The sequence below is a fragment of the uncultured Salinisphaera sp. genome (assembly GCF_964012375.1).
In the GTDB taxonomy this organism is placed as follows: Bacteria; Pseudomonadota; Gammaproteobacteria; order Nevskiales; family Salinisphaeraceae; genus Salinisphaera.
Map to the genome: position 1 here is coordinate 1 of NZ_CAXGSH010000099.1, position 13,569 is coordinate 13,569.

Below are 13,569 nucleotides of genomic sequence, written 5' to 3' on the forward strand. Positions count from 1 at the left end.
GAGCGCACCATCTTCATCAATACCGGTTTCCTCGATCGCACCGGCGATGAGATGCACACCTCGATGGAAGCCGGCCCGATGCTGCCCAAGGGCGAGATGAAATCCCAGCCCTGGCTCAAGGCCTACGAAGACAACAACGTCGACACCGGCCTGGCCGCCGGCCTGCGCGGCAAGGCACAGATCGGCAAGGGCATGTGGGCCGCGCCGGATAACATGGCCGACATGATGGAAGCCAAGATCGGCCATCCCAAGGCCGGCGCCAACTGTGCCTGGGTGCCGTCGCCGACGGCCGCCACGCTGCACGCGATTCACTACCATCGCTGCGACGTGCTGGAACGCCAGGCCGAACTGGAATCGCGCAACGAGGACTACCTCGACGACATGCTCACGATCCCGCTGCTCGACCGCCAGCTCTCTGACGACGAGATCCAGAAAGAGCTCGACAACAACTGCCAGGGCATCCTGGGTTATGTCGTGCGCTGGGTCGACCAGGGCGTGGGCTGCTCCAAGGTGCCGGATATCACCGACACCCAGCTCATGGAAGACCGTGCGACCTGCCGTATCTCCTCGCAGCATGTGGCCAACTGGCTGCACCACGGCGTGACCAACGAACAGCAGGTGCGCGAAACCCTCGAGCGCATGGCCGCGGTGGTGGATCGCCAGAACGAAGGCGACGCCAACTACCACAACATGGCGCCGAACTTCGACGATTCCGTGGCCTTCCAGGCGGCCTCCGACCTGATTTTCAAGGGTCTGGAACAGCCTTCGGGCTACACCGAACCGGTCCTGCACGCGCGCCGTCGCGAGCTCAAGGCCAAGCGCGCCAACGGCTGATATCAGCCGCTACCCGAGACGGAAAAGCCCGGCTTCGGCCGGGCTTTTTTGTGGGCGAAATAATTTCTGCGGGCGCCATCTAGTCGTCATCGCCTTGAGCTAATATCAACGCCGCCAGGCCCTGCGGCCACGCTGAGTGGGGCAGGCGCACGGTATGGGGTCGTGTGCATTGATTGGGGTTGGGCTTCTAGAAACGGGGGATGGGTCTGTGCTTCTGAATAAGATTCGGCGTAGTGCCGGGCTGGTAGGGATGACGATTGCGTTGGGGCTTTCTTCGATCGGGTTTGCGAATCCGGTCGGCCCGGATCAGGCGATTGAGGATGCCCGCCCGGTCGATACGGGGGCGGGGCGAGATACGCGCTCCACGGTCGCTGTCGTCAGCGATGCCGTGAATAATGTTGTGGCGATCTATTTATCGGATTTTGGACTGAACGGTTCCAATATCCTCGCGCGAAATTATCCATTGGGCGAAGCAGCCGGGGCCGAGGCTCGGCTACAAACACTTTGTAGCAATTGCGGTGGCGGTACCGTCGCTGCCGCAGGCCAGGCGAACGGTAATTTCGTACTTGTTTGGGTTGGCGATGACGACGCCGGTGGGGCTGCGCTGTATGCCCAGTTCTATGATTCCCGGCTCGCCCCGATCGGCAATCGAATGGTACTCGACCCCAACGGTAGCGGCAGCGTAAAGGTCGACATGAATAGCAGTGGCGAGTTCGCCGTGCTTCACGGTACCGGTAATGGTTCCACGCGCGCGGACGTCGTTCAGCGTTACGACGCGAACGGCGCCGCTGTGGGTGCCCCTCAACAGGTGGCCGGATTCGGCGATGTCGCGATAGCGGAATCCGGTGCTTTCGCGACCGTGTATCTTACGGCGCCCTTGGCTGAGCAACCGGTCAAACTGGAGCGTTTTGCAGCGGACGGGAAATCGCTGGGCATCGTTGACGTCACCGGGGCCGATTATTTTGAGGACCAGCCGATCATCGAGATTGCCGGTGACGGCACGATACTCGTGTTATGGCAGCCCCATTTCGATATGGTCGTCGGTCAACTGCTTTCTACCGCAGGTGCGGCACTGGGCGACCCGTTTACGATTTTCACGGCTTTGCAATCGTCGTACGAAGTTGCCGCCAGCGACGACGAATTCGTCGTCGGGCTGGAGGGTGACGACGATATGTTCGTTCGTCGTGTCGGCAGCGACGGAACACTGTCGGCTCTGGTCGAGGTATACAGCCGGGACGAGATCGACAATCCTGACCCTGACCTCGTTCGCGTTTCTTCCGATGCTGATGGCGATTTTGCATCGCTGGTGAGCGAAGACGGCACTAACGAGGAGAGTAGCGTTTTCCTGCGTCGCTTTGCTGGGAGCGAAAATGTCGATCTCGCCGCGCGTATCACGACCAATTCGAGCGCCGTCGCCCAGGGCTCGACTATCGCTTTCGACGTGCTTGTGGATAACAATCACGACCCCGTGGCCCCTCTGCTTAGTACGCTGCCGGGCGCGGAAATCTTCAACCGTGCCATCGGCAGCGCCACCGGTCTGACCGTGACCGCTCGGTTGCCAGCAGGTGTAAGCAACGTGACCGTGAGCGGTACCACTGCTCCAAGCGATCGTAAGCTCCGCTGCAGCCAACCGGAGAGTGGTACGGTCCGCTGCACGCTCAACGGGCCGCTATATGCAGGCGAAAGCGTATCCGCACGGCTTATGGCGATCGCGCCGAATCGCAATGCTGCCTTGCAGGCAACGGTACAGGCTAGCGCTGATCAGTTCGATTCGAACGAGGGCGATGGCAACAACACCGATAGCGTTTCGGTTGTCGTCGGGGACGTTGATACGAGCGCTGGCGACAGCGACAGCGACGGCGATGATAGCGATAGCGGCGGGGGTGGTTGCACCATGACTGATGCGGACGTGCCGTTCGACCCGTTGTTCTTGGTGCTTTGCGTGGCTGCCGCATTGATGCTTCTACGTCGGCGACGCGCGTCGAACGTGCTGTAGCGGGATGCTCAAGGCGTAGATAGAGCGAAGCGTAGACAGTGAGTCCGGGCGCGCCGGACTCACTCTAGTACAAGGGTCGTTTGTTTGTCGCAGCGTCAAAGGCCCGGTTTTTCGAGGCTATATGCTCGGTTACTATTAAGACCGTCATTCTTTCGATCACGAGCACGGACGCACGGATTAGAAAGCAACCGTGATGCCGACCCGCCATGATCGAACGATTAACGTTTGTGGCCGAGTTTATGCGGCAAGCCTCGCCTTCGCCCTCGATCCGACCGTGCGAGGCGACGTGCGCTACCGAGGCGACACCGGATGCGGCGATAGCGACGTCGACCATACCGCGGGTTACAACAACGCTCTTTCCAGCGCCGCATCGGCCCCCCAGTGCCCGTTGCTGCGTGCATTCGTGCAACAGGCAGTGACGGCACGTCAGATGCTGATTTCTATTTGCGATATCGGTCAGCAGTAGCTATCGCCTGCCCGCGGCGAGTCGAGTTCGTGATTGCTGCATAGGGCCGGGTAGGCCCTGGGCGCCACATCGATTGCGGCGTCGCGGGATTATCAACCCGGCATCAAAACAGCCGACTACGCGCGTTGTTTTCAAACGCCACCGAAAGAAATGCCGGCACGAGCGCGTGGTTTTCCCCGATCACTTCACGATCGTGGGCCGTGGCGCTTGCCTTCGCACGCGCGTTATCAACCCGAATAATCGACCCGAAAATCGCCTATTGGAAAATCTGATTTTGGTGCGGACTAGTAAGCACGCGCGGTAAACCACAACACGCGCGTTCGCAGTTGGATATTGAAGTCGCACAGCCTGTGCATGCTCAATACATTTATTTATTTGCGAGTATTTGGTCTTTGCTAGCCAAATGGTTGAATAGCCAAAAGTATCATTGCTGGTCTCACCCCGCTGGCCGACGATTGCCTAGGACAATTCATAACAATGGAGGGGGATATGTCCGATCGGCCATCCGACTCGGCGGCTGCTTACTGGCAGGCCAATATAAGGCTTGTTCTCAAGCTGCTCGCCGTGTGGTTCGTGGTGTCTTACGGCTGCGGCATTCTGCTCGTGGACGTGCTCAATAACTTCTATATCGGCGGTTATCCGCTGGGCTATTTCTTCGCTCAGCAGGGCTCCATCTATGTGTTTTTGTTCCTGATCTTCTTCTATGCGTTTCGCATGAACAAGATCGATCGGGAATTCGGCGTAGAAGAAAAGGATTAGAGCACAGCCATGGATACACAAACCTGGATATATCTCGCCGTAGGCGGCAGTTTTCTGCTGTATTTCGTTATCGCCATCGCCTCGCGTGCCGGCAGCACGGAGGATTTCTATGTAGCCGGCGGCGGCGTGGGGCCGGTCGCCAACGGCATGGCCACGGCCGCCGACTGGATGAGCGCGGCGTCGTTCATTTCCATGGCCGGGCTGATTGCGTTTTTGGGCTATAACGCCTCGCCGTATCTGATGGGCTGGACGGGCGGCTTCGTGTTGCTGGCCCTGTTGCTCGCGCCGTACTTGCGCAAGTTCGGCAGCTTTACCGTGCCGGCCTTCATCGGCGCGCGTTACTACTCGAACGTGGCCCGTACGGTGGCGATCATCTGTTTGATCGTGGCCTCGATCACCTACGTGATCGGCCAGATGAAAGGTGTGGGCGTGGCGTTCGGCCGTTTTCTGGAAGTGGAGTTCGAAACGGGCGTGCTCATCGGCATGGGCGTGGTGTTCGTCTATGCGGTGCTGGGCGGCATGAAGGGCATCACCTACACCCAGATCGCCCAGTACATCGTGCTGATTTTCGCCTTCACCGTGCCGGCCATCTTTATCTCCATCCAGCTTACCGGCGTGCCGTTGCCGCAGATTGGTCTGGGTTCGACCATGGCGGATGGCAGTGGGGTGTATCTGCTGGAAAAACTGGACGGGGTGATTACCGAGCTCGGCTTCGACAAGTTCACGAACCCGGAGCATTCGACGCTCAATATCTTCATGCTCACCTTGTCGCTGATGATCGGCACGGCGGGATTGCCGCACGTCATCATCCGCTTCTTTACCGTGCGCAAGGTCAGCGACGCGCGTAAGTCGGTGGGCTGGGCGTTGTTCTTCATCGCCATTCTCTACACCACGGCCCCGGCAGTGGGTGCCATGGCGCGGCTGAACCTCATGGAGACGGTACAGACCGGGGCGGCGGGCGCCGAAGGTTCGAACCTGGAATACGAACAGCGCCCGCAATGGTTCAAGACCTGGGAAGGCACCGGCCTGCTCGGTTTCGAGGACAAGAACGGCGATGGCCGGATTCAGTACTACAACGACAAGAACCCGGAGTTCGCGTCCACGGCCGAAGGCTATGGTTGGCAGGGCAACGAGATGGTCAACGTCGACCGCGACATCATGGTGCTGGCCAATCCGGAAATTGCACAGTTGCCGGCCTGGGTGATTGCCCTAGTGGCCGCGGGCGGCGTGGCCGCGGCGTTGTCGACTGCGGCCGGGCTGCTGCTGGCAATCTCGTCGGCCATTTCCCATGATCTGCTCAAGAGCATGCTCAAGCCCGATATCAGCGAGAAGGGCGAGCTCATGGCCGGACGTATCGCCATGTCCGGCGCGATTCTGGTGGCCGGTTATCTGGGCATCAATCCACCGGGGTTTGCCGCGGAGGTGGTGGCCTTGGCGTTTGGCCTGGCTGCGTCTTCGCTGTTCCCGGCGCTGCTCATGGGCGTGTTTTCCAAGCGCATGAACCGCGAAGGCGGCATTGCCGGCATGCTGGCCGGCCTGACCGTGACCATCGTCTATATCTTCCTGTACAAGGGGATATTTTTTGTGCCGGGGACCAACCTGTTTGCCGATAGCGCGGCGAACTGGATGTTCGGCATTCAGCCGGAGTCGTTCGGTGCCATCGGTGCGCTGATCAACTTCGTGGTGGCGTTTTTGGTATCGCGGGCGACCGCGCCGCCGCCGGCAGAAGTGCGGGAATTGGTCGAGAACGTACGCGTTCCTGGCGTTCTACGCTAACCGGTACGAAACACGACCTGCGACTCGAGGCCCCGCTCTGCGGGGCCTTTTTTTATTGCGGGTGCCCGCGTTCACGGCGGGCTGTGCATTGGGGGCATGTCGATCGCCGGACGCGGGCCGCCCGGGGCGCTCGCCATGCTAAAGGCCGGTGGCGTTGTCGCGTTGGGAACGTGCTTGGCGTCGGCGTAACGGGCTGTGCTGACGCCGCTGCCCAGGCCGCGACTGCCGATTATGGGAAAAATCGCCCGCAGCAGGCGACAGCACCGTTTAATAACTGTATGTTGATTTGAAAACGCGATCTTTTTAGAGCCGGTGACCGGCCGTCGAATCGCGACTACAAGAATAAATACCCGTCAGTGCAGGATACGAGGAGATCGGCATGATGGACCTGGCGTTTCTAGGAACGGCAACGTTCTGGAAGTATGCGTCCATGCCGTTTATCAGCGCGATAATCGGCTATATCACCAACCGGGTCGCGATCTGGATGATGTTTCATCCGATCGAGTTCGTGGGTGTCTGGAAGCCCTTTCTCGGCTGGCAGGGCATCGTGCCGCGCAAGGCCGCCAAGATGTCGGCGATCGCCACCGATACCATCACTGAAAACCTGATCGACAGCGAAGAGATCTTTTCGCGGCTGGACCCGGATGAAGTGGCCGAAAAGTTGACGGGTCCGCTCAACGAAATGACCGCGGACCTGGTCAACGAAGTCATGCAGGAGCATCACCCGAGCGTGTGGGCGCGCACGCCGGACGCGGTTCGCGCCACCATCGTTGCGCGGGTCCAGTCGGCCGTGCCCGGGGCTATTGCCGACACGGTGCGCGACCTGCGCAGCGACGTGAACCAGGTGTTCGATCTCAAGGACATGGTCGTCACCAATCTGGTCCACCACAAGGAGCTGATGAACCGCATCTTTCTGGAAACCGGAAAGGAGGAGTTCAAGTTCATCGCCCGCTCGGGGGCCTATTTCGGCTTCCCGCTGGGCGCGCTGCAGATGGTCGTGTGGATATTCTTTCAGCCGTGGTGGCTGCTGCCTCTGTTCGGGATGGTCGTGGGCTGGTTCACCAACTGGGCCGCGCTCAAGATGATCTTCAACCCCAAGAAAAAGTATCGCGTCGGTCCGTTCGAACTGCATGGATTGTTCTTCAAGCGTCAGGCCGACGTAGCGCGTGCCTATGGTGATCTAGTGGCCAACGAAGTGCTGGCGCCGGCCAATATCCTGCAGCAGGTACTCAAGGGGCCGTATTCGGATCGGATCTTTGCCATCATCGCCCACCACGTGGGTGAAGCCGTGGACGAAAGTGCCGGCCCGGTTGGCTCCTTCATGAGCTGGACGGTCGGCGACGTGAACTATATTCGGCTCAAGCAGACGGCGGTCGAGCGGCTGATCCAGTACACGCCCGATGCCCAGGGCAGTGCGTCGCCTACCATGCAGGAATTCATCAGCTATACGAATCGCACCATGGCCATCGAACAAACCCTGGTCGAGCGTATGCGCGACCTGTCGCCGCGAAAATTCGAGGGCATGCTCAGGCCCGCGTTCGAAGAAGACGAATGGATTCTGATTGCCGTGGGCGCCGGGCTCGGGCTGGCCGTGGGCGTGTTTCAGTTCATGGTGCTGTTTGGCGGCGGCTAAGTGGCGAGTGCCTGGGAGGGCGGTGTGAATCAATACGACTATGAACAGCAGCGCTACGATGCGTTTGCGCCGGAATTCGAGACAGAAGAAAGCGCAGCCTTGCCGCTGGAGCTGTTGCGCCGTACCGCGCTTTGGCTGGGCCGTCGGCCGGTGGCCGGGCTGGGTATTCGCGCATTGCGCCGTGCCGAATACCGTGCGCTCAAAAGTCTGGGCGAACGCCTCGATCGCGCCGGGATCCGTCCGGCCGACCCGCTCGGCAATTCGAGCCCGAACAGCGACACGCTGCCGGCCCAGATTTTCGCGGAACTGCTCGATGCCTCTCGCGGTACCGACCAGCAGGCGATCGAACAGGATTTCTATGTCCGCCTGCTGCGCCAGCTCAATCCCTCGCAGGCCCGGATTCTGGTTCTCATGGCCGACGGCAGCACGTGGCCGATGGTGCATGTGAATGCCGGTTCGCTGCCGGGCATCGGCAGCACTCGGGTGCTGTCCTATGCATCGAGTGTGGGCAAGGAAGCCGGCGTGCTCCTACGGGCGCAGGTGCCGAACTTTATTGCCCATATGTATTCGCTGGGCCTGCTCACGGTCGGCCCGCAATCGCGTGAGCTCGAACCCCAGTATGAAATCCTCGAAGCAGACACGCTGGTGCGAGAGGCCATGGGTTATATCGAAACAGAGCTCAACCAGTACTCGAACATCGAACGCTGCACGATCAGGCTGAGTGAATTCGCGGAGTCGCTGTGTGCCGTGGCCTTGCCGCACGGACGTCCCTGAGTTTGTGACCGTGTTCGTCGCTGCCACGGTTCCGTCGGAACTGCGAGCGTGCGCGCTCAAACCGGCGCGTTCGAGAGCTGTATAATTTGTGGGATGCCATGTTTTTCGCGCCAGAACGCCAGGTTGTCGTGCCATCGCTGTAATCGTTTGGAGATCGAGCGATGCAGCTGAAAGGCTTTGAAGTTCTCGAGCGCCATGGCTGGGTCGGGGTATGGTCCTACGATCTGCAGACCGGGCAGATTCGCTGGTCGGACGGCGTGTATGCGCTGCATGGCGTCGACCCCGCGACCTATACCCCGCAGATCGACTCTGCGCTGGCGTTCTATTCCGCGGATTCGCGCGATGCGTTGAACAAAGCGCTTGCCACGGCGCGCGAGACCGGGACCGGCTACAGCCTTATCGTCCAGCTGGTTCGCGCGGATGGCACGCATCGCTATATTCAGGCCATCGGCCAGGTCGAGTTACGCGAGGGTCAGCTGCCTTTGCTGGCCGGCGCGGTCATTGACGTACACGAACAACACGTAGCGCTTGTTGCCGGTGCCGAGCGAGAGCGTCTGCTTCTCGCCGAGAATACGCGCTGGCGTACAGCCGGCGAGAATGCAGGTCTTGGCTTGATCGATATCGACATGGAAGACAATGTCTATCGACTCTACGGCCGCTTCAACAGCCGGATTGGCCTGAGTCACACAGGCGAATCGGCCATCGATTGCCACAAGTGGTATGCGTGGATACATCCCGACGAGCGCGATGCCCGCCAGGTCCGTATCGAGGCGCACTTGGCCGATCCTTCTTCGGAATACTTTTTCGAATACCGGCTGTTGTTGCCGGATCGCGCACCGATATGGTTGCGCGAACAGGGCAGCGCAGCGCAGACTGAATCGGGGCAGCGTATCGTCGGTACTGTGTCGGACGTGACACACCAGCGCGAGGCGCAGGATGCACTGCGCCGCGCCAAGCGCCGGCTAACCCAGACGTTGGCGCATGCGCCCACCGGCATCGCACTGGTATCGCCGGAAGGCCGCTGGCTTTCCGTCAACCGCGCCCTCTGCGAGATTCTAGGCTACGACGAGCTCGAATTGCTCAAGCTGACGTTCCAGGATATTACCCATCCGGACGATCTCGAAATCGATCTCGATTACGTCGACGACCTGCTTAGCGGCCGCAAGCTTGTTGGCCGCATGGAAAAACGCTATCTCCATAAGCTTGGCCACAGCGTTGATGTGCAGCTGGACGTGTCATTGCTTCGGGACGCCGACGAGCCGCTGTATTTCATTTGCCATATCCAGGATATTTCGGAGCGCAAGCAGGCCCTGCACGAATTGTTCGAAGCCAAGGAACTGGCCGATATCACCTTCGAGTCGATCGGCGAGGGGGTGATTCGGATCGATGCGGCGGGTTGCATCACCGAACTCAATTCCGCCAGCGTGGAATTGCTTGGCTGTACACGCGAACAAATCGTCGGCGCCGACTTTGGCGACGTGGTTCAGTTTTATGACGCGGATGACGAAGTCGCGCTCGACAATCCCCTGCCGAAGGTGCTCAAGGACGGCGCCCGGGTGCGGGTACCGATCTTCACCCGCCTGCGGCGCCGCGACGGGCAGTTTATTTCCATCGTCGATTCGATCTCACCGATCCACGACGATACCGGCGCCATCCGGGGCGCGGTGTTCGTGTTTCAGGACATCAGTGAAGCACGGCGGGCGACACAGGAACTCGCCCACCAGGCCAGCCACGATGCGTTGACCGGTCTGCCCAACCGGCGTGGTTTCGATGAAGCGCTCATGCGAACCTGGCTGCGTGTGCAGCAGGGCGCACTGCATGCATTCGTGATGTATCTCGATCTGGATCATTTCAAGGCGGTCAACGATATCTGCGGCCATGCCGCAGGCGACGAACTGCTTCGCGAACTCGCCGATGCCATGCGTTCGCTGCTGCGTGATAGCGATGTGCTCGCCCGGCTCGGGGGTGACGAGTTCGCTGCGATCGTCCACGCCGGCGATGCCGAAGGCGCACGTATCGTGGCAGCAAAAATCATTCAGAAAGTCCGCAACCATGAATTCCGTCATGAAACGCGCGTTTTCAACGTAGGCGTCAGTATCGGCCTGGCCGAACTCGACCCCGGCCTGGACTCGACCGATTCCGTTCTGCTGCATGCCGACACGGCGCTCTATGCCGCCAAGAATGCGGGCCGTAATCGCTACGAGGTCTATCAGGAGCGCGCGGATCACGGCGAGCGGTCGGTGGAAACTGGCGGCGCGGCCGAGCTGCTCCAGCGCGGTCTGGATCAGGACGATTTCACGCTGTATCTGCAGGCGATCGTCGATGCTCAGGGCAACCCTGTCGGCTACGAGGCATTGTTGCGCCTATGCGAGCCCGACGGCGTCATCCGGCCGGAAACGTTTCTGCCCATCGCCACCCGGCTGGGCATGATGGGTCGTATCGATCGCTGGGTGCTGCAACATGCACTGGAACTGATCGACGACTATCGGGAACGGGGGCTCTGGCCCGAGGGCTTTTATCTCAGCATCAATATCAGCGCCATCAGCATGGCCGATCCGCTCTTTCACCGGCAGCTGATCGCCATGCTGGACCAGTGGCAGGCGCAAAGCAGCGAGCTGGTTTTCGAAATCACGGAAAGCGAAGCCTTGTTCGGCGAACACTATCCGCGTCTGATCGAGCATTTGCGAGCCCGAGGCTTTCAGGTCTGGCTGGATGACTTCGCCCGCGGGCATGCCGGCTTCGATGTGCTCAAGAATGCTGTGGTGGACGGTATCAAGATCGATCGCGCATTCGTACGCAATCTCGAGCACGACCCGGTCGACCGCGCCGTGCTGCGATCGATCGCGGATGTGTCGGCCACGCTCGATCTGCATGTCGTTGCCGAAGGCGTGGAAACCCGGGCCGCCCTGGAGTTGCTCAAGCGGGCGAACGTCAGTCATTTTCAAGGCTATTATTTTCACCGACCGGAACCTGTCGAGTCCGTACTTGTGAAGTCGGCTGGTTCAGCCACGAAGGCATCGACCTCACGATCCGCCGAACCACCGCAGCGATAACTGCCGGACGTTCTGGACCCCGCCAGCCGGCGAGGGCGGCCCGGCGGCTACGGGTTGGCTGTCTGGATTTGCTCGTTTACAAGGTGCGCAACCAATGAAACCGAAGACTGCGACGTCCCTCTCCGTGCATGGCTTGGTGTTCTGGCTGCTCGCGCTGCTATGCCTTACGTTTGCGTGGGTCGAACAGCTGCCGGCGGCTGAAGTGGTGGCGCCGGCCCATGTACAGCAGGGCGAATTGGTCTACGCCCGTGTACCCAGCGGTAGCCGGGTGAGCTACGAAGGTCGTGCGCTCGATGTCACCGACTATGGCACCGCGGTGTTTGGTATCGGGCGCGATGCCGCAGGCGTGGCCCGCCTGCACGTCACCTCGCCAGGGCAGGCCGAACGTGTCGTCGAGATCGAAATTCGCCCGCGCGACTGGCCTATAGAGCGTATTAACGGCGTACCGCCCAAGACCGTCTCACCCCCGCCGGAAATCGCGCGTCGCATCGCCCGCGAACAGAAGAAGGTCGCGGCGGCTCGTGCCGATTCGAGCCATGGCCTTGGTTTCGCCGAACATTTTGTGTGGCCGGTACGTGGGCGTATCAGCGGGCGCTTCGGTAATCAGCGGGTTTACAACGGGACTCCCGGTTCGGCCCACTCCGGCATGGACATTGCTGTGCCGGCCGGCACACTCGTAAAAGCGCCGGCTTCCGGCACTGTGGTATTGGCCGAGCCCGATATGTACCTAACCGGCGGCACCGTACTCATCGACCACGGCTACGGCGTCGGCTCGAATTTCCTGCATCTGTCCAAACTGGATGTCGCCGTTGGCGACCAAGTGAAGCAAGGCGAGATCATCGGAGAGGTTGGCGCAACCGGCCGCGCAACCGGGCCCCATCTGCACTGGGGCATGACCTGGTTTGCGACGCGTATCGACCCGTTGCTGGTGTTGCAGCGCGGCAATTGATGTCAGCTTGCACGCCGCTCAAGGCTGTATGCGGATAACGGCAGGCCAGTTTAACGCCCGATTAACGACGGCTCTACGTAGTTGTACGGAGGTCGGCATGTCGTTATGATCAGCGTCCGGGATCGCAACGTATTCGTCGTATATGGCATTGCACGTATATCGCGTCGTGCGCTACAGCGCGTACTGGTATGTCGAGCAACTGGGAACACCGCGTCCGTGCCGAGGTTACCGCTGCCGTGACAACGCCATCGCTCGAGCGATGGATCTCGCCAGCCGGCAGCGGCCAAGCCTCGTGCGGGTGGAAAACGCCGCCGGCGAGGTCGAGATAGAGCGTAACTTCGGCCGGCCTGCCAACTGCCGCTCTGCCGGCTGAAGCACCGCGTATGCTCGCGCCTGCCGTTCGTCTCGGCCGGTAGCGGCCGAGGCACGATCTCGCCGACATCGTCGGCCGGCTTGTGTCAGCGCATCCAACAGCTGCCCATTGGATCCTCGGTATCGACGTCGATGCGCTTCGGGGCGTGGGTCTTGCCTGGGCCCGTCACGATCGGACTTGATGATCGGTCGCCACCTGCTCGCCCGCTTCGCAAGCATTTGAATTAAAAAAGTAATTCTCGGTCCGGGAGCGGTCGTTATTCTGCCCGCTCGTCATATCGAAATTACCTTCGTTCTGTCGTGGGCTTGTCATCTTGGGGCCGCATTCTAGCGGGCACTTGAGGCCATGGCCGGCTCGATTCGATCGGGTCGAGCCGTTGCTCGAACCCCCTGAATCTGTCGGCAACGGAGGTGACTTTCATGATTACGGCTGTCGAACATCATCCGGAAGCGCTGTACGGTTTTCTTGCCACCATGGCGCAAAAGTATTTTCCGCGAGAACGCCTTGGCGAAACCGAGCCCGCCGAGCGCATCGCCGCGCGGGTCATGACCGCCGGTACTTACCGCGACGTGTGCGAACTCGTCGATCTGGCCGGCCGCGACTACCTGCGATGGGTTTTCGATACGTCCCCGCAGCACTGGTTCAGCGCGCCTGCGCGCGAGTACTGGCAGCGACATTTCGATGCCCCTGTCCGCAACGCGCCGCGAGCACGCCGAATGGGTGCGCTGGGTCTGCAACAGGCAGGCCAGGCACAGCAGCGAAGTGCAATCGGGCGACAATCAAAACACTAGCCGGCATGTTGAGTACCGGCTTATAGCCCACTCGCCGTCCTGGCGGGGCAGGGCCAGGGCCGGGAGCGGGCAGGCAGTGTATTTGCGGCGTGATGGCGGGTTGTCCGTCATCACGCTCGCGGCGTCGTCACGCATTGGTGCTCGTCGGGAACAAGATATTGAACG

10 protein-coding genes and 1 pseudogene are annotated in these 13,569 nt (G+C 60.6%); all 11 read left to right on the plus strand.

Annotated features, from left to right (window positions below):
* Positions 1-834 (plus strand): annotated as a pseudogene (locus ABNU97_RS14865) (malate synthase G); the annotation flags it as partial.
* A 250-nt stretch (positions 835-1,084) separates the two neighbouring features.
* Positions 1,085-2,830 (plus strand): JDVT-CTERM domain-containing protein, encoded by a 1,746-nt coding sequence (locus ABNU97_RS14870; RefSeq protein WP_348767467.1) that lies wholly within the window; start codon positions 1,085-1,087, stop codon positions 2,828-2,830.
* Between the two features lie 190 nt (positions 2,831-3,020).
* Entirely contained in the window at positions 3,021-3,296 is a 276-nt protein-coding gene (locus ABNU97_RS14875) for a hypothetical protein (protein ID WP_348767468.1), read from the plus strand.
* A 489-nt stretch (positions 3,297-3,785) separates the two neighbouring features.
* Positions 3,786-4,055 carry a DUF4212 domain-containing protein gene (locus ABNU97_RS14880; protein ID WP_348767469.1) on the plus strand — a complete coding sequence of 90 codons (270 nt, stop codon included), beginning with the start codon at positions 3,786-3,788 and terminating at the stop codon, positions 4,053-4,055.
* Positions 4,056-4,064: 9 nt separating this feature from the next.
* Positions 4,065-5,831, plus strand: a complete 1,767-nt coding sequence (locus tag ABNU97_RS14885) for a sodium:solute symporter family protein (protein ID WP_348767470.1) — start codon at positions 4,065-4,067, stop codon at positions 5,829-5,831.
* A 379-nt stretch (positions 5,832-6,210) separates the two neighbouring features.
* Complete coding sequence (locus ABNU97_RS14890) at positions 6,211-7,464, plus strand: DUF445 domain-containing protein (protein WP_348767471.1); 1,254 nt, start codon at positions 6,211-6,213, stop codon at positions 7,462-7,464.
* Between the two features lie 24 nt (positions 7,465-7,488).
* Complete coding sequence (locus ABNU97_RS14895) at positions 7,489-8,238, plus strand: Abi-alpha family protein (RefSeq protein WP_348767472.1); 750 nt, start codon at positions 7,489-7,491, stop codon at positions 8,236-8,238.
* 161 nt (positions 8,239-8,399) lie between these two features.
* The gene (locus tag ABNU97_RS14900; protein ID WP_348767473.1) at positions 8,400-11,291 is read left to right on the plus strand and encodes an EAL domain-containing protein; all 2,892 of its coding nucleotides are present in this window, start codon (positions 8,400-8,402) and stop codon (positions 11,289-11,291) included.
* 94 nt (positions 11,292-11,385) lie between these two features.
* Positions 11,386-12,240, plus strand: coding sequence for a M23 family metallopeptidase (locus ABNU97_RS14905; protein WP_348767474.1), 855 nt, complete (start codon positions 11,386-11,388; stop codon positions 12,238-12,240).
* Positions 12,241-12,382: 142 nt separating this feature from the next.
* Positions 12,383-12,613, plus strand: coding sequence for a DUF2188 domain-containing protein (locus ABNU97_RS14910; protein ID WP_348767475.1), 231 nt, complete (start codon positions 12,383-12,385; stop codon positions 12,611-12,613).
* Positions 12,614-13,032: 419 nt separating this feature from the next.
* A complete protein-coding gene (locus tag ABNU97_RS14915) occupies positions 13,033-13,404 on the plus strand; it encodes a hypothetical protein (RefSeq protein ID WP_348767476.1) in 372 nt (123 codons plus the stop codon).
* Positions 13,405-13,569 lie beyond the last annotated feature (165 nt).